Raw genomic sequence first — 17,654 nt, forward strand, 5'->3', positions numbered from 1 at the left:
CCTCCGCCGGGCCCGCGCCCGCCGATGCGCCCGCGCTCACCGCCGCGGCCCGGAGCGCCGAGGGTGCCGCCGCGGAGCCGGGCGGCACGGGTGGGGTGGAGTCTCCGCCCGCCCCCGCCTGGTGGGTCGCGCCGCCTCACGGTGTCCATCGCCTCCACGTCCGTACGCCGGACCACCGCCGGGCCACCGCCACCCTCGTCGTCGCCCCGGCCCGGGCGCCGCAGCCGGCCGGGCGCGCGCACGGGTTCCTGGTGCAGCTCTACTCCCTGCTGTCCGCCCGCTCCTGGGGCATGGGCGACCTCGGGGACCTGGCCGACCTCGCCGCCTGGGCCGGGCGCACGCTCGGGTGCGGGTTCGTCCAGGTCAACCCGTTGCACGCGGCCGTTCCGGGGCGGCCCACCGACCCGTCGCCCTACCGCCCCTCCTCGCGCCGCTTCCCCGACCCGGTGCACCTGCACGTCGAGTCCGTCCCGGAGTACGGGCACGTACGCGACCGGGCCACCCTGGACGACCTCCGCCAGGACGCCGCCGCGCTCAGCGAGGCCGTGCTGAACAAGGGCGCCCTCATCGACCGGGACGCCGTCTGGGAGCTGAAGCGCCAGGCCCTGGAGCTCGTCGTCGAGGTGCCGCTGACCCCCGGCCGGCGCGCCGCCTACTGCGACTTCCTCGCCGAGCAGGGCCAGGCGCTGGAGGACCACGCCCTGTGGTGCGCGCTCGCCGAGGTGCACGGGCCCGACTGGCACAGCTGGCCCGCCGCCCTGCGCGACCCTCGCTCCCCGGGCACTGCCCGTGCCCGCTCCGAGCTGCTGGACCGGGTCGACTTCCACTGCCGCCTCGCCTGGTTGACCGCCACCCAGCTCGCCGCTGCCCAACGGGCCGCCGAGGACGCCGGGATGGGCGTCGGGATCGTCCACGACCTGGCCGTCGGCGTGCACCCGTCCGGGGCCGACACCTGGGCCCAGCAGGAGGCCTTCGCCCACGGCATGTCCGTCGGCGCGCCCCCGGACGCCTTCAACGCGCGCGGCCAGGACTGGGGCCTGCCGCCCTGGCGCCCCGACACCCTGGCCGCCACCGGCTACGCCGCCTACCGGGGCCTGCTGCGCGGGCTGCTGGCCCACGCCGGGGCTCTGCGCATCGACCACGTCATGGGCCTGTTCCGGCTCTGGTGGGTGCCCGAGGGCCGCCCGCCCACCGACGGCACGTATGTCGCGTACGACGCCGAGGCGATGCTCGCCGTGCTCGTCCTGGAGGCCCACCGGGCCGGTGCCGTCGTCGTCGGCGAGGACCTCGGCACCGTCGCGCCCGGCGTCCGTGAGGCGCTTGCCCGGCGCGGGGTGCTCGGCACCTCCGTGCTCTGGTTCGAGCGCGACTGGGACGGCGACGGCCGCCCGCTCGCCCCGGAGAAGTGGCGCCGGGACTGCCTCGCCACCGCCACCACCCATGATCTGCCCTCCACCGCCGCCCGGCTGACCGGCGATCACATGACCCTGCGCCACCGCCTCGGCCTGCTCACCCGCCCTCTGGAGGAGGAGCTGACCGAGGACGCCACCGACACCGCCGAGTGGCTGGCCCTCCTCGCCCGGCTGCGGATGCTCCCCGAGGGCGACGGCGACGAGGAGGCCGCCGTCCGCGCCGTCCACCGCTTCCTGCTGCGCACCCCCGCCCGGCTGACCGGCGTCTGGCTCCCCGACACCGTCGGCGACCGCCGCCCGCAGAATCTGCCCGGCACCTGGGACCAGTACCCCAACTGGCGCCTCCCGATCGCCGACCCGGAGGGCCACCCCGTCACCCTGGAGGAGATCACCGCCTCGCCCCGCCTGCACGCCCTGATGGCAGTCCTCGGGCCCCGGAAGCCCCGTACGGCACCCCCGGGCGAGCGCCCCGCCTAGGCGTTCGCTACGTTGGCACCGTGGACAAGAAGAACGCTATGCGCGCCGGCGTCGTTGCGGCCGGGACGACGCTGATGATGCTGCTCATGTCGGCCCCGGCACTCGCGCTCACGCCCGACGACGGTGACGATCCTGGTCCGGGCCTCAGTGCGATGGAGACCATCGGTCTCTACGTCGTCGCGCCCATCGCCCTGTTCCTGGTGATCACGGCCCTGGTCATGGTCCTGGACAAGTCCAAGAAGCAGGTCTGACCCGCACACGTACGACGGGTGCGCCGCCGGTAGGAGCTACCGCGCGGCGCATCCGTGCGTCCGGCTCCGGGAGGGGCCGGTAGGTTGCGCCCATGACCGAGTGGGACGTCAAGAAGCTCCGCATCCTGCGCACCCTGCGCGACCGCGGCACGGTGACGGCGACCGCCGAGGCGCTCCTGATGACCCCCTCCGCCGTCTCCCAGCAGCTCACCAACCTGGCCAGGCAGCTCGGCGTGGAGCTGCTGGAGCCCCAGGGCCGCCGCGTCCGCCTCACCGACGCCGCCCACCTCGTCCTGCGCCACGCGGAGGCGGTCTTCGCCCAGCTGGAGCGGGCCGAGGCCGAACTGACCGGCTATCTGCGCGGCGAGGCCGGTGAGGTCAGGGTCGGCGCGTTCTCCACCGCGGTGCCCGCCCTCGTCGTACCCGCCGTCCGGCTGCTGCGCGCCGAGGAGCGCCCGGGGCCCGACGTACGCGTAAGGGAGGCCGAGGCCGCCCAGGCGTACGAGCTGCTCACCGCGGGCGAGGTGGATCTGGCCCTGTCGCTGGCCGCGCACGCGCCGACCGCCCGCGACCCCCGCTTCTCCCTCTTCCCGCTGCTCGCCGACCCGCTGGACGTGGCGCTCCCGGCCGGTCACCCGCTGGCCGACGCGCCCGCGCTGCGCCTGGCGGACCTGGCCGCCGACCGCTGGATCTTCGGCGGCTCGGGGCCCTGGTCGGAGATCACCACCGCCGCCTGCGAAGCCGCGGGCTTCGTCCCCGAGCAGGCCCACAGCGCCGCCGGATGGACCGCCATCCTCGCCCTCGTCGAGGCGGGCATGGGGATCGCGCTGGTCCCCCGGATGGCCGCCCGGGAGCGGAGCGAGGGCGTGGTGATGCGGGTGCTGGAGGCGGACCAGCCGCGCCGCCATGTGGTGGCCGCGGTCCGGCACGGGGCGGAGAGCGGCCCGGCGGTGGCGCGGGTGCTCGCGGCGCTCACACAGGTGGCCCGTACGTTCAGTTGAGCTGAACAGTATCTGCGGAAACTTTCGATGGACCTGATGGTTCCGGTCGCGCGAGGGTAGGGGCATGACCTTCGACGCGAGCGAGACCGCATTCCAGAACTCCGACACCGACCCCCATGCCAATGACGCCGCGCCCTACGGCGGCGGCGACCCCTACGCGGACTACCGCGAGGCCGGGGACCTTCCCTTCATCGAGCTGGTCGACCTCGCCGACCGCCGCCTGGGCGCGGGCGTGATCGCCGCCAACGACGAGTTCTTCGCCGAGCGCGAGAACCTCCTGATCCGCGAGCGCGCAGTCTTCGACCCGGAGCACTTCGGGCACAAGGGCAAGATCATGGACGGCTGGGAGACCCGCCGCCGCCGCGGCGCGGACGCCGAGACCCCCTTCCCGGCCCCCGAGGACCACGACTGGGCGATCGTCCGCCTCGGCGCCCCCGGCGTCATTCGCGGCCTGATCGTGGACACCGCCCACTTCCGCGGCAACTACCCGCAGCGCGTATCGGTGCAGGCCGCCTCCGTCGAAGGCGCCCCGAGCCCGGAGCAGCTGCTCGCCGACGACGTGAAGTGGGAGGAGATCCTTCCGCCCACCCCCGTACGCGGCCACGCCGCGAACGCCTTCGAGATCACCGGCGGCCGCCGCTACACCCACATCCGCCTCTGCCAGCACCCCGACGGCGGCATCGCCCGCCTCCGCGTGCACGGCGAGGTCGTCCCGGACCCCGCCTGGATCGCCGCGCTCGGCACCGCCGACCTGATCTCCGTGCTCAACGGCGGTACGTACGAGGACGCCTCCGACCGCTTCTACTCCTCGCCCACCCAGATCATCCTGCCGGGCACGTCCCGCAAGATGGACGACGGCTGGGAGAACCGCCGCCGCCGGGTCCGCGACACCAACGACTGGGTCCGCTTCCGCCTGCCCGCCCAGGGCGCGGTCCGCGCGGTCGAGATCGACACCGCCTACCTCAAGGGCAACTCCGCGGGCTGGATCGCCCTCCAGGGCCGCAACGGCGACACCGGCGAGTGGTTCGAGATCATCCCGCGCACCCGCCTCCAGCCCGACACCCCGCACCGCTTCGTGCTGCGCGCCCAGGCCGTCGTCACCCACGTCCGCCTCGACGCCTTCCCCGACGGCGGCGTGGCCCGGATGAGGCTCCACGGCAGCCTCACGGAGTCCGGCACGGCCGAGCTGACCCGCCGCTACGAGGAGTCGGGCGCGTGACCCCGTAGGGCCTGCCGGCACCCCCTGCTCCGCCCGGCGGACGGTTGCGCTCCTGCGCCCGTCCGCCGGGCGGGTTCCAACCCGACAGGCGCTCAGGGCCTGGCCGGGCATCGACCCTCCCGTGGTCAGCGCCCGAAGCTTGCGACGACCCTTCGGACCGTGGGCCACGGGAGACCCCATCGGGTACGGACACACAGCGAACGCGTGGGCGTACGGCAAAGGGGCGCCCCTTTGCCGCGACGCATTCGCCGCGACGAAGAGGACGCCCCCAGGGCCGTACGTACCGCTACGCGGTGGCCGCCGCCGCGTCCGCGGCCTGGGCCTTCAGCGCGCGCTCCACGCCCGCCCGGGACTCCGACATCAGCCGGCGCAGGCCCGCGCTCGGCTCGGCCGAGGCCAGCCAGGCGTCGGTGGCGTCCAGCGTCTCCTGCGAGACCTGGAGGGCCGGGTAGAGGCCCACCGCGATCTGCTGGGCCATCTCGTGGCTGCGCGAGTCCCAGACGTCCTTCACCGCGGCGAAGAACCTCTCCGTGTACGGGGCGAGCAGCTCGCGCTGGTCCGTCTGGACGAAGCCGCTGATGACCGCTTCCTGGAGCGAGTTCGGCAGCTTGTCGGACTCCACGACCGAGGCCCACGCCTGCGCCTTGGCCTCCTCCGAGGGCTGGGCCGCCCGCGCCGAGGCCGCGTGGCGCTCGCCCGCCGCCGTCTTGTCGCGCTCGTACTCGGCGGCGATCTCCTCCTCGTCGAGCAGGCCGACGGCCGCGAGCCGCTGCACGAACGCCCACCGCAGCTCGGTGTCGACGGTCAGGCCCTCGATGGCCTCCGTGCCGTCCAGCAGCGACTGGAGCAGATCCAGCTGCTGCGGGTTGCGGGCGGTCGCCGCGAACGCGCGGGCCCACGCCAGCTGGTGGTCGCTGCCCGGCTCCGCCGCCCGCAGGTGCGCCAGTGTCGCGTCCGTCCACTGGTTGAGCGCGGCCTCACGGGTCTCCGGGGCCGCGTACAGGTCCAGGGCCAGCTTCACCTGGCGGTGCAGCGACTGGACGACGCCGATGTCCGACTCCTTGCCGATGCCGGAGAGCACCAGAGCGAGGTAGTCGCGGGTCGCCAGCTCGCCGTCGCGCGTCATGTCCCAGGCCGAGGCCCAGCACAGGGCGCGCGGCAGCGACTCGGTGAAGTCGCCCAGGTGCTCGGTGACGACCCGCAGGGACTCCTCGTCCAGGCGGACCTTGGCGTAGGAGAGGTCGTCGTCGTTGAGCAGGATGACGGCCGGGCGTGCCTTGCCCTCCGGGAACGGCACGGTGGTGCGCTCGCCCTCGACGTCCAGCTCGATCCGGTCGGTGCGGACGAGCTTGCCGTCCGCGTTCAGGTCGTAGCAGCCGACAGCGATCCGGTGCGGGCGCAGCGTCGGCTCGCCCTTGGCACCGGCGGGCAGCGCCGGGGCCTCCTGGAGCACGGTGAAGGAGGTGACACGGCCCTCGGCGTCGGTCTCGACCACCGGGCGCAGGATATTGATGCCCGCGGTCTCCAGCCACGCCTTCGACCAGGTCTTCAGGTCACGGCCGGAGGTCTCCTCCAGCGCGCCCAGCAGGTCGGACAGACGGGTGTTGTCGAAGGCGTGCGCCTTGAAGTACGCCTGTACGCCCTGGAAGAACGCGTCCATGCCGACGTACGCCACGAGCTGCTTGAGCACGGATGCGCCCTTGGCGTACGTGATCCCGTCGAAGTTGACGAGGACGTCGTCCAGGTCCCGGATGTCCGCCATGATCGGGTGCGTGGAGGGCAGCTGGTCCTGCCGGTACGCCCAGGTCTTCATGGAGTTGGCGAACGTGGTCCAGGCGTGCGGCCACTTGGAGCCCTCGGCGTACGCCTGGCAGGCGATCGAGGTGTAGGTGGCGAACGACTCGTTCAGCCAGAGGTCGTTCCACCACTCCATCGTCACCAGGTCGCCGAACCACATGTGGGCCAGCTCGTGCAGGATGGTCTCGGCGCGCACCTCGTACGCCGCGTCCGTCACCTTGGAACGGAAGACGTACTGGTCGCGGATGGTCACCGCGCCCGCGTTCTCCATCGCGCCCGCGTTGAACTCCGGGACGAAGAGCTGGTCGTACTTGGCGAACGGGTACGCGTAGTCGAACTTCTCCTGGAACCAGTCGAAGCCCTGCCGGGTGACGGCGAAGATCTCGTCCGCGTCCAGGTACTCCGCCAGCGAGGGGCGGCAGTAGATGCCCAGCGGAACGGACTGGCCGTCCTTCTCGTAGCTGCTGTGCACCGAGTGGTACGGGCCGACGATGAGGGCCGTGATGTACGTGGAGATGCGCGGCGTCGGCTCGAACGTCCAGACGTCGCCCTTCGGTTCCGGCGTCGGCGAGTTCGAGATGACCGTCCAGCCGGAGGGGGCCTTCACGGTGAACTGGAACGTCGCCTTCAGGTCCGGCTGCTCGAACGAGGCGAACACCCGGCGGGCGTCCGGGACCTCGAACTGCGTGTACAGGTAGGCCTGCTCGTCGACCGGGTCGACGAACCGGTGCAGACCCTCACCGCTGTTGGTGTACGCGCAGTCCGCGACGACCTTCAGCTCGTTGGCGCCCTCGCGCAGCTGCGGCAGCGCGATCCGGGAGTCGTGGAACACGGCGGCCACGTTCAGCGCCTCGCCGTTGAGTACGACGTCGTGGACGGCGGGGGCGACCAGGTCGATGAAGGACTCCGCACCGGCCTCCGAGGAGTCGAAGCGCACGGTGGTCACGGACCGGTAGGTGCCGCCCTCCTGCGCTCCGGAGAGGTCGAGATCGATCTCGTACGCGTCCACGGTCAGCAGGCGCGCCCGCTCCTGTGCCTCTTCGCGGGTCAGATTCGTGCCAGGCACGCGGTCATCTCCTTGGTGTGCTACTTGATATGCGGCGTTTCCGGCCATCCTTCCACGTGCCGCGCCCCCAGCGCGATGCCCGTTTTCCGCCGGACGCGGACGGCTCCGGAGGGCAGGCTCGAACCATGACCGGATGCATGTCCGGCCGGTGGAGTGCGGGTGCCTGCTCTTCGAGGTGCGGAGGCCGTGAGGGCCTCCTCACCGGGGGTGACACCCCTGTGCCACCGCAGGTAGCATCGAGGGTATGAAAATCAGTGTGAGTCTGCCGCAGGAGGATGTCGCCTTCGTCGACGAGTACGCCGCGAAGACCGACGCGGATTCCCGGTCCGCGGTGATACACGCCGCGATCGAGCTGTTGCGCGCCTCGAACCTGGAGGCCGAATACGAGGAGGCCTTCGCCGAGTGGGACAAGAGCGAGGACGCCGACTTCTGGGACCGGGTCTCGGGCGACGGGCTCACCGATGCGGCGCGGTGACATCTACCTGATCGACTTCGAGCCGGTCCGGGGCAGTGAGGCGAACAAGGCCCGCCCGGCGCTGATCGTGTCGAACGACGGCGCCAACGCCACCGTGGAGCGGACGGAGCGCGGTGTCCTGACGGTCGTGCCCATCACCTCCAACACGGCGCGCGTCTTTCCCTTCCAGGTCCTGCTGTCGGCGGCCGAGTGCCACCTTCCGGTGGACAGCAAGGCCCAGTGCGAGCAGGTGCGCGCCGTCTCGCCGCAGCGGCTGATGCGCCGCATCGGCAAGGCCCCCCGGCAGCGCATGGCCGAGGTGGACGTGGCCCTCAGGCGGCACCTCGCCCTCTGAGGGCATACGGAAGGGGCGGCCACCGGTCTGCCCGGTGGCCGCCCCTTCCCGTACGCGTACGACTTCTGGTCAGCCCTTCAGCTCGGCCGCCACCAGCTCCGCGATCTGCACGGCGTTCAGCGCCGCGCCCTTGCGGAGGTTGTCGCCGGAGACGAAGAGCGCGAGGCCGTTCTCGACGGTCTCGTCGACCCGGATACGGCCGACGTACGAGGCGTCCTTGCCCGCCGCCTGGAGCGGGGTCGGGATCTCGGAGAGCTCGACGCCCTCGGCGTCCTTCAGCAGCTCGTAGGCGCGCTCGACGCCGATCGGGCGGGCGAAGCGGGCGTTGATCTGGAGCGAGTGGCCGGAGAAGACCGGGACCCGCACGCAGGTGCCGGAGACCTTCAGCTCCGGGATCTCCAGGATCTTGCGGGACTCGTTGCGGAGCTTCTGCTCCTCGTCCGTCTCGAACGAACCGTCGTCCACGATCGAACCGGCCAGCGGCAGCACGTTGAAGGCGATCGGGCGCTTGTAGACCGCGGGCTCGGGGAAGTCCACGGCCTCGCCGTCGTGGGCCAGCTTCTCCGCCTCGGCGACGACCTTGGACGCCTGGCCGTGCAGCTCGGCGACGCCGGCCACACCGGAACCGGAGACGGCCTGGTAGGTGGCGACGGTCAGCGTTTCGAGACCGGCCTCCGCGTGCAGCGGGCGCAGCACGGGCATGGCGGCCATCGTGGTGCAGTTCGGGTTGGCGATGATCCCCTTGGGGCGGACCCGGGCCGCGTGCGGGTTGACCTCGGAGACGACGAGCGGGACCTCGGGGTCCTTGCGCCAGGCGGAGGAGTTGTCGATCACCACGGCGCCCTGGGAGGCGACCTTCTCGGCCAGCGCCTTCGAGGTCGCGCCGCCCGCGGAGAACAGCACGATGTCCAGGCCGGTGTAGTCGGCCGCAGCGGCGTCCTCGACGGTGACACCGGTGCCCTGCCAGTCGATCGTGGAGCCCGCGGACCGAGCGGAGGCGAACAGCCGCAGCTCGTCGACCGGGAAGTTCCGCTCGGCCAGGATCCTGAGCATGACTGTGCCGACCTGACCGGTGGCTCCGACGATTCCGACCTTCACGGGGACTCCTCTGTTCTGTACACCTGTGCGTCTGTGCGGTCCGTATGCCGCTCCATGATGCGTATGTCCCGGCACGCCTTGTCCAATCCATTGTCCGACCTGCGGACTCTCCGCGCTGTGACAAGGAACACGCACAGCGGGGCGGGTGCTCGTGAAGAGCGCCCGCCCCGCCGCCGATCAGAACTTCTCAGGAGCGATCCGTTACGGCGTGACCTTCTCGATCACGACGCTGCCGGTGCCCGCGGCGGTGCCGCGGCCGTTCACCAGCTGGACCTCACCGAAGAACTGCCGACCCTCGGGAGCCGCACCGGCGACCACGACCTCGGCGCCGATCTGCGCCGAGGCGCCGTTCGCCAGGCTGTAGGTCTTCGAGGTGTCGACCTTCAGGGTGCCGAGCGAGGCCGCGTAGTACACGTCGCGGTAGTCGTACGTGGTCGACCCGGACGGGACCGAGTAACCCTCGACGATCACCGTGTACGTACCCGCGGCCGGCTTGGTCAGGCTGACCTTCTCCTCGGAACCGGCGGAGGTCCCGCTGCCGACCTGGGTGGCGCCCCGGAAGACGTACAGGTCGAGGTCGGCGTTGGCGTCCGACGGGCTGCCGATGGCGAAGTCGAGGCGCTCGACGCCCGCACCGATGGTGACCGTGGTCTGCCGGGTCTGGCCCGTGGAGATCGACGGCTTCTCCACCTTGGCCGAGCCGAGCGCACCGCCCTTGAGCTTGCCCTCAAGGGGCGCCGCGCCGTTGGTTACCTTCCAGTCCACCGCGGCCGGGGTGCCGATCTTCGCCTCGTCGATGGTCTGCACCGCCGGGTCGAAGGAGGCGCCGAGCAGCGAGACGTCCAGCTTGAACGGGTTGGCCAGCAGCGGCGACGTACGGCGCGACTCGACCTCGATCTCCCACACGCCGGGGTACGGGTCCTTGTAGGAGCGCACGTCCGGGCGGCAGGTGTTGGCCGGGTTCTCGTAGTTCGGGTAGCAGTTGATCGTGGAGGTCGGGTCGACCGGCGTCCCGTACGGGTGCAGGGCGATGAACCGGGTCTGGCTGCCCGAACGCAGGGCGCTGAGGGCGACCTCAAGGGTCTTGGCGCCCTTCGGCACGTTGATGAAGTACGAGGTGGTGCCGTTGCGCTGCACCGAGCTCGACGACTTGAACGCGTAACCGGGCTCGGTCAGCTCGTGGGCGACGACGACCGTGGAGAGGACCTGGTGGTCGATGCCGACGGTCTTCTTGTCGTCCAGCCGCAGGATGGCGCTGTGCACGCCCGCCTTCTTGGCCTTCGCCGTGACCTTCAGCTTCACCGGCACGTCGAGCGGCAGCGAGACGTACTTGGGGCTGCTCAGCTTGAAGGTGCCGTCGTTGTTCTTCCACGACAGCTTGTGCCGGACGTTGCGGTCCGGACCCGTGGTGCGGGTGACGGTGATCTCGTAGACCTTCGTCTCGCCGACCTTGAGGCCGCCCTCGCGGTCGTAGAGGCCGGTGCCGAAGCCCGGGTCCTTGAGCGCGAAGTCGATCGCGGTGTCGACCGGGGCCTTCACCTTGTACTCGTGCGCCGGGTTGCCCTTCTTGGTGATGAGCTTCCAGGCGCCGCGGATGTTCATCAGACCGGAACCCTGGGCGTGCGCGGGCACGCCCTTGATGTGGGTCGCCGAGCTGGTCAGCGCGGTCCGCAGGTCGGCCGGGGGCAGCTCCAGGTTCTTCTGCTTCGCGGCCGAGAGCAGCAGGGCGGCTGCGCCCGCGGCCTGCGGCGAGGCCATCGAGGTGCCCTGGAGCATCGAGTAGCCGGGCGGCAGGGCGTAGCCCGCCTCCTTGACCGGACCGCCCGGGGCCCAGGTCTGGGTGGTGTTGATCGACGCACCCGGGGCCGAGATGGTCGGCGTGAAGCCGCCGTCCTCACGCGGACCGCGCGAGGAGAAGGGGAGCATGTCGTACTTCTTGGTGACCCTGGAGCCGTAGTTCGCGGCCCATGTCTCCTTGGAGATCGACGCGCCCACCGAGATGACGTGGTCGGCCAGGGCCGGGTCACCGATGGTGTTGAGGCCCGGGCCGCTGTTGCCGGCCGAGATGACGAGCTGGACGCCGTAGATGTCGACGAGGCGCTTGTAGAGCTCGGCGCGGGCGTTGTTGCCGTCGTTCAGCGGCGGCAGGCCGCCGATCGACATGTTGACGATGTCGACACCGCGGTTGACGACGAGGTCGATCATGCCCTCGGTCAGCGCGATGTTGGTGCAGCCTCCGGACCAGGTGCAGGCGCGCGAGGAGACGACCTTGGCGCCGGGCGCCGCGCCGTTCATCTTGCCGCCGAACAGGCCGTTGGCCGCGGTGATGCCCGCGACGTGCGTCCCGTGCGAGCCCTCGATCACGCCGATGTTGACGTAGTCGGCCTTGGCGCCCGAAGCGTTGTAGACCACGTCCTTACGGGTCTCGACGACGAACGGGATGCGCTCGACGATCTTGGTGCGCGGGTCGTCCTCACCGAAGTGGGCGACCTGGAACTTGTCCTTGTACGGCTTGAGGGCCTTGTCGTCCGAGAAGTCCGCGTTCTCGTTCAGGTCCACCCGTACGGTGCCCTTGACCGGGTCGTACAGCACGCCCCAGACGTCGGTGGTGTCACCGTCGCGGTTGAGGTCGCCCGCCATGTCGCCGCCGGTGGTGGCCGACTCGGCGAAGGTGGCGAACTTGAAGCTGCCCTCAGGGGCCGCGTAGGTCTTCCCGCCGGACGTGAACGTCGGGCCGGTGACGGTCTGCGACATCCGCAGCCAGGTGCCGTCGCCGTCGTTCACCGGGTCGGTCGCGGTCACCCAGTCGACGATCTTGCGCTCGCCGGTGGTGGTCTTCTTCAGGGCCGGGTGGCCGAGGTCGACACCGGAGTCCAGGACACCGATGGTGATCCCGCGGCCGTCGGCCTTCGGGTTCTTCTTGACGAAGGAGACCGCGCCCGTCTCGAAGGACGGGTTGTACGGGTTGGCCGCCGGGGTCTTCTTGCTCGGCGCCGGGTAACTGCCGCTGGCCTTCGGCTGCTTGGCCCCCGCGACCCGGTCGCCCGAGGGCGTCGGGTCGTCCAGCTTGATCTCCTGCTTGAGATCGATGCCGAGGACGGACTTGAGCTTGGACGCCTTCGCGATGGTGGTCTCGGCGGTGCTGGTCGGCACCGTCGCCCGTACGTAACCGAGCTTGTCGTAGGTCTGGCCGAGCACGGAGCCCTTGACGGCGTCCAGCTGCTCGGTGACCTGCTCGGTCGCCCCCGGCTTGGTGGCGATCATCATCGTGACGTTCTTCTCGCCCTTGGCCTCGGCCTTGGTGAGAACCTCGGCGTCGGCGGTGCCGAGCTTGTCGCCCCGGTCGCTCGTGGCGGCCGGTTTGACGGGTGCCGGAGCCGGGTCGTCGGCGGCGAACACCGGAGCGGCGCCGGTGGCGGCGATCGCGGCCGCCAGGCCTGCTGCGGCCGCGATGCGGGCAGCGCGTCTCGCTCCGGGTATGGAACTGGGGGATTCCTTGGTCATCAGCATCCCTGTTAATTGAAAGAGAGAGTCCGGAATTCGGTACCGGATGACCGCTCACCCTGTCGTAAATGACAGAGGTTTGTGGAGAGTTGACGGAGACGAGTTGGCGACATGGCAGAGATCCGCCACTGGGGGTAATGCGCCACGAGGGATGAATGAGGCGAAACGGGACGCGGGAAGCGTGAGTTCGGGCCCGTGGTCCGGACCAGTGGCACCGGGAACGTCCAGGCCGGTGGCACCGGGAACGTCCGGACCGGTGACACCGGGTACGTCCGGGCCGGTGGGACCGTGGGTGGCTCGCGGCCGCTCAGCGAGGCAGCACCGTCACGTACGCGGCGGGCTCCCGGTCGGCCGCCGCCATCAGGGCCGTCCGGACCACCGTCGCCTGCTGCTCGGCCGCCTCGCGCAGCTTCCTCGGTGTGAGGTGGACGACCGTCACCCCGAGCCGCTCCAGGTGCTCCCGCTTCGCGGCGTACGCGGACCACTGCGGGTCCTCCCCGGCCCGGCCGCCCCGGTTCGGCGCGCCGTGCCGGGGTGCCCTGGTGTCCAGCTCCACCGCGACGGCGTGATCCGGCCAGTACGCGTCGATCCCGCCCAGCCGGGGACCGCCCGGCAGCCGCAGCTCCACGTTCCACAGCGGCTCCGGGAGCCCGTGCTCGCGGACCATCGCGTACAGCCGCCCCTCCGCCACCGCCCGGCCCTCGGCCAGCAGCGCGTCCACCGCGCCCACCACGGCGGGCCGCCCCAGCAGCTTCGCCGCGCTCAACTCGCGTACCACGGAAGCCGGTTCGCTGTGGCCGCCACGCACCGCCTCGGTCAGCAGCCGCTGGACGTCCGCCGCCTCTTCCAGCCCCGCCACCGCGTCGGCCAGCGCCCGCTCGACCGGGGCGACGGGCACCTGGCCCACCCGCACCGCTGTCGGCAGCGCGGCGGCCCGCAGCACCTCGACGAACCGGGTGGAGCGCAGCCGCCGGGTGCGCGGGACCAGCACGTCGATCCGGTGCAGCGCCCCCAGGTCCGGCACGGTGGCGAAGCCGTACAGCGCGAGGGCCGCGACCCCGGTGACCATCGCCTCGCCGTACCCCGGGTCCTCCGGCCCGGCGGGCGCGCGGCGCGCGGAGCCCGGGGGGCGGCCCGCGTACAGCAGCGCGCCGTGCAACCGCTCCTGGCCGGTGGGCGGTCCGGGGTGCAGGAGGTAGACCCCCGGCAGCATCTGCTGCCAGGGGCCGCCCGGCAGGCACTGCGCGGACGTCTGCGCGGCGGAGACGCCCCGTGCCCTCAACTGGGCGGCGGACAAGACACGCTGGGTGACCTCCCGGACGGGAAGCGGGAGGCGGCGGGAGAGTGGGGTGTTCTGGGTCATGTCCCGGGGTTTCCCGTCCGGCGAGGGTGCCCTAACCTCCTGTTACAAGCCCGTCGACGTATCCGGACAACACCGCCCTAAAGTACGGGCGTTCGACAACCGAAGAGGGCTGTCACGCCGGGATTCGGAGAGGGGCGCCCGGCCGGATGCGCGAGCGCCGCTTTCGCGCCGCGCACACGCCCTGTCCGGGCGCCCCTCTCACTCCGGCGCTACGCCGCCCGGTCGCACTCCTGCCCTCTCAGCGCCCGCGCGAGATCGTCCCGGGACTCCAGCACCAGCCGCCGCAGCGCCGGGGCCGCGTTCTCGTGCTCGCTCAGCCAGGCGTCGGTCGCCGCGAGCGTTTCCGGGCTGTCCCGGAGGCCGGGGAACATCCCCCGCACCACGTGCATGCCGATCTGAATGGACCGCTCCGCCCAGATCCGCTCGATCACCTCGAAGTAGCGGTTCTCGTACGGAGCCAGCAGCTCCCGCTGCGAGGGCTGCTGGAAGCCCGCGATCGTCGCCTCGACCAGTGCGTTGGACAGCTTGTCCGATTCCACGACCGCCGCCCACGCCTGGGCCTTCACCGCTTCCGAGGGGCGCGAGGCCAGGCACCGCACGTGGTGGCGCTTGCCGGAAGCCGTGTCGTCGCGGGCCAGTTCGGCGTCGATGGCCGCCTCGTTCGCCACCCCGTGAGAGGCGAGCGGGGACAGGAACGACCAGCGCAGCTCCTGGTCGACATCGAGACCGTCCACCCGGGCCGTGCCGTCCAGCAGCCCGCCCAGCAGCTGGAAGTCCTCGTCGGACGAGGCGACCGCCGCGAAGAAGCGGGCCCAGGTCAGCTGGTGCTGGCTGCCCGGCTCGGCGAGCCGCAGCTCACGCAGCGCGCCCTCGGCCAGCGCTCGGCCGCCCTCCTCGCGCCAGGCCGGGGCGGCGTAGTGGACCAGTGCGGACTGAGCCCAGGTGTGCAGCATCTGGAGCACACCGATGTCGCTCTCGCGGCCGGCGTGCGCCAGCACCAGCGCGACGAAGTCCCGGGCGGGCATCAGTGCGTCCCGGGTCAGGTTCCACAGGGCCGACCAGCACAGGGCGCGGGCCAGCGGATCGGTGATCCCGCCCAGGTGATCGCGCAGGATGGCCAGCGAACCCGCGTCGAAGCGGACCTTGCAGTAGGTGAGGTCGTCGTCGTTGACCAGGACCAGATCGGGCCGCTCCGACCCGGCGAGGGCGTCCACCACGGTCCGCTCGCCGGCCACGTCCACCTCGGCCCGCGCGTAACGCGTCAGCTCGCCCTCCGGCGTACGCCGGTACAGGCCGACCGCGACCCGGTGCGGGCGCAGCTCCGGGTGCGCGGCGCCGGCCTCCTGGATGACGGCCAGCTCGGTCAGCGTTCCGTCCGCGCCGTACGTGAGCACCGGGGTCAGTACGTTGACGCCCGCGGTCTGGAGCCAGGAGCGCGACCAGGCGCTCATGTCGCGCCCGGAGGTCTCGGCGAGCACGGAGAGCAGGTCGCCCAGGCGGGTGTTGCCGTAGGCGTGCTGCTTGAAGTAGCGCCGCGCGCCTTCGAGGAACGCGTCGCGGCCCACGTACGCCACGAGCTGCTTGAGCACGGAGGCGCCCTTGGCGTACGTGATGCCGTCGAAGTTCAGCTTGGCGTCCTCCAGGTCACGGATGTCGGCCGTGATGGGGTGGGTGGAGGGCAGCTGGTCGGCGCGGTAGGCCCAGGCCTTGCGGTTGTTGGCGAAGGTGATCCAGCCATTGGTGAAGCGCGTCGCCTCGACCATCGAGAAGGAGCCCATGAAGTCCGCGAACGACTCCTTCAGCCACAGGTCGTCCCACCACTCCATGGTGACCAGGTCGCCGAACCACATGTGCGCCATCTCGTGCAGGATGACGTTGGCGCGCCGCTCGTAGGCGGCCGAGGTGACCTTGCCGCGGAAGACGTACTCCTCGCGGAAGGTGACCATCCCCGGGTTCTCCATGGCCCCGAGGTTGTACTCGGGCACGAACGCCTGGTCGTACTTCCCGAAGGGGTAGGGGAAGTCGAAGTTGTCGTGGAAGAAGTCCAGGCCCTGCTTGGTGATCAGGAAGACGTCGTCCGCGTCGAAGTGCTTGGCGAGTCCCTTGCGGCACATCGCGCCGAGCGGGATCTCCAGCGTGGAGCCGTCGTCGAACGTACGGGTGTAGTGGTCGGTCACCCAGTGGTACGGCCCGGCGACGACGGCCGTGATGTACGTGGAGATCGGCTGGGTCTCCGCGAACCGCCACACCTCGCCCTCGTGGAACTCCTCGGCCCCGTTGGACCAGACCCGCCAGTCCTCGGGGGCGGTCACCTGGAAGCGGTAGGGGGCCTTGAGGTCCGGCTGTTCGAAGTTGGCGAAGACGCGGCGGGCGTCGGCCGGCTCGTACTGCGTGTAGAGGTAGACCTCGCCGTCCTCCGGGTCGACGAAGCGGTGCAGGCCCTCGCCGGTCCGGCTGTACGCGCAGCGGGCGTCGACCACGAGGACGTTCTCGCCCTCCAGCAGCTCGTCCAGCGTGACCCGCGCCCCGTCGAACACGAGGGCGGGGTCGAGCGCCTTCCCGTTCAGCGTCACCGCGTCCACGGCCGGGGCCACCAGGTCGGCGAAGGTCGATGCGCCCGCACGCGCGGAGCGGAAGCGGATGGTGGTCAGCGACCGGAACGTCCGTGGACCGCCGTCCCCGTCGCCCCCGTCGGCCCCCTCGGGCTCGCCGACGGCGGACCGTAGGTCGAGAGCGACCTCGTATCCGTCGACGGTCAGCAGCTCGGCCCTCTTCTGGGCCTCGTCGCGGGACAGGTTTTCACCGGGCACGGGCACTCCTTCGTGACGCGCGTCATGTGTCGTGTTCGAACCCATTGATCCTTGCATGCGTCCCCTGGCGGTGGCATACAGGGAATGAGTGGCCACGAGGAGGCGTTCTCGCCCGCAGCTGCAACACGCCCTGTGAGCTGTAACACGTCCTTCTGAGGAGAGACATGCCCGAGAACACCCCGGCGAACGGCAAGACCCCGGTCGACTTCTGGTTCGATCCGCTGTGCCCCTGGGCGTGGATGACCTCGCGCTGGATGCTGGAAGTGGAGAAGGTCCGTGATGTCGAGGTCCGCTGGCACGTGATGAGCCTGGCCGTCCTGAACGAGGACAAGCTGGACGAGCTTCCCGAGGAGTACCGCGACCTCCTGGAGAACAAGGCCTGGGGCCCGGTCCGGGTTGTCGTCGCCGCCCGGCAGAAGCACGGCGACGAGGTCGTGGGCCCCCTCTACACCGCGCTCGGCACCCGCTTCCACAACAACGGCGAGGGCCCCACCCCCGAGGCCGTGGCCGCCGCCCTCAAGGACGTCGGCCTCCCCGCCGAGCTGGCCGACTACGCCGACTCCGACGCGTACGACACCGAGCTGCGCGCCTCCCACAAGGAGGGCATCGACAAGGTGGGCCAGGAGGTCGGCACCCCGGTCATCGCGGTGCCCGGCGCGGACGGCGAGCAGGTCGCCTTCTTCGGCCCGGTCGTCACTCCCGCCCCCAAGGGGGAGGAAGCGGCGAAGCTCTGGGACGGCACGCTGCTGGTCGCCTCCATTCCGGGCTTCTACGAGATCAAGCGGACCCGGACGCAGGGCCCGATCTTCGACTGATCTCCGGCTGATCTCCAACTGCTCTTCGACTG

Annotated in this window: 12 protein-coding genes; 7 read left to right on the forward strand and 5 right to left on the reverse strand. The window is 71.3% G+C overall.

Going from position 1 to position 17,654, the window contains the following annotated elements; translation table 11 throughout:
* From malQ to alc, 4 genes are all read left to right on the forward strand, one after another.
* Positions 1–1,889: 4-alpha-glucanotransferase (malQ, locus tag CIB93_RS34950; RefSeq protein WP_257002505.1), on the forward strand; the 1,889-nt coding region annotated here is incomplete at its 5' end.
* A 38-nt stretch (positions 1,890–1,927) separates the two neighbouring features.
* Positions 1,928–2,140 carry a hypothetical protein gene (locus tag CIB93_RS34955; protein WP_096632815.1) on the forward strand — a complete coding sequence of 71 codons (213 nt, stop codon included), beginning with the start codon at positions 1,928–1,930 and terminating at the stop codon, positions 2,138–2,140.
* A 92-nt stretch (positions 2,141–2,232) separates the two neighbouring features.
* Positions 2,233–3,141, forward strand: coding sequence for a LysR family transcriptional regulator (locus CIB93_RS34960; RefSeq protein WP_096632817.1), 909 nt, complete (start codon positions 2,233–2,235; stop codon positions 3,139–3,141).
* A 64-nt stretch (positions 3,142–3,205) separates the two neighbouring features.
* Positions 3,206–4,360, forward strand: a complete 1,155-nt coding sequence (gene alc, locus CIB93_RS34965; RefSeq protein WP_096632818.1) for an allantoicase — start codon at positions 3,206–3,208, stop codon at positions 4,358–4,360.
* Between the two features lie 286 nt (positions 4,361–4,646).
* Here alc and pepN (CIB93_RS34970) read toward each other — a convergent pair whose 3' ends face one another.
* Entirely contained in the window at positions 4,647–7,223 is a 2,577-nt protein-coding gene (gene pepN / locus CIB93_RS34970) for an aminopeptidase N (RefSeq protein WP_096632820.1), read from the reverse strand.
* 244 nt (positions 7,224–7,467) lie between these two features.
* Between pepN (CIB93_RS34970) and CIB93_RS34975 the strand changes: the two genes are divergently transcribed.
* Both CIB93_RS34975 and CIB93_RS34980 read left to right on the forward strand, forming a co-directional pair.
* On the forward strand, positions 7,468–7,698 hold the full coding sequence (locus CIB93_RS34975) for a ribbon-helix-helix domain-containing protein (RefSeq protein WP_096632821.1): 231 nt from the start codon (positions 7,468–7,470) through the stop codon (positions 7,696–7,698).
* Complete coding sequence (locus CIB93_RS34980; protein ID WP_096632822.1) at positions 7,685–8,032, forward strand: type II toxin-antitoxin system PemK/MazF family toxin; 348 nt, start codon at positions 7,685–7,687, stop codon at positions 8,030–8,032. Before CIB93_RS34975 ends, CIB93_RS34980 begins: the two co-directional genes overlap by 14 nt.
* Before the next feature lie 69 nt (positions 8,033–8,101).
* Here CIB93_RS34980 and CIB93_RS34985 read toward each other — a convergent pair whose 3' ends face one another.
* From CIB93_RS34985 to pepN (CIB93_RS35000), 4 genes are all read right to left on the reverse strand, one after another.
* Positions 8,102–9,130: an aspartate-semialdehyde dehydrogenase gene (locus tag CIB93_RS34985; protein ID WP_096632823.1), complete on the reverse strand. Its 1,029-nt coding sequence runs from the start codon at positions 9,128–9,130 to the stop codon at positions 8,102–8,104.
* Between the two features lie 201 nt (positions 9,131–9,331).
* Positions 9,332–12,640: a S8 family serine peptidase gene (locus CIB93_RS34990; RefSeq protein WP_179500353.1), complete on the reverse strand. Its 3,309-nt coding sequence runs from the start codon at positions 12,638–12,640 to the stop codon at positions 9,332–9,334.
* A 301-nt stretch (positions 12,641–12,941) separates the two neighbouring features.
* Positions 12,942–13,997 (reverse strand): hypothetical protein, encoded by a 1,056-nt coding sequence (locus CIB93_RS34995; RefSeq protein ID WP_096632824.1) that lies wholly within the window; start codon positions 13,995–13,997, stop codon positions 12,942–12,944.
* 209 nt (positions 13,998–14,206) lie between these two features.
* Complete coding sequence (pepN, locus tag CIB93_RS35000) at positions 14,207–16,807, reverse strand: aminopeptidase N (protein WP_096632825.1); 2,601 nt, start codon at positions 16,805–16,807, stop codon at positions 14,207–14,209.
* Positions 16,808–16,971: 164 nt separating this feature from the next.
* Between pepN (CIB93_RS35000) and CIB93_RS35005 the strand changes: the two genes are divergently transcribed.
* Positions 16,972–17,622: a DsbA family protein gene (locus CIB93_RS35005; protein ID WP_096632826.1), complete on the forward strand. Its 651-nt coding sequence runs from the start codon at positions 16,972–16,974 to the stop codon at positions 17,620–17,622.
* Positions 17,623–17,654: the final 32 nt, after the last annotated feature.

This window comes from Streptomyces sp. WZ.A104 (genome assembly GCF_002382885.1).
Classification (GTDB): Bacteria; Actinomycetota; Actinomycetes; order Streptomycetales; family Streptomycetaceae; genus Streptomyces.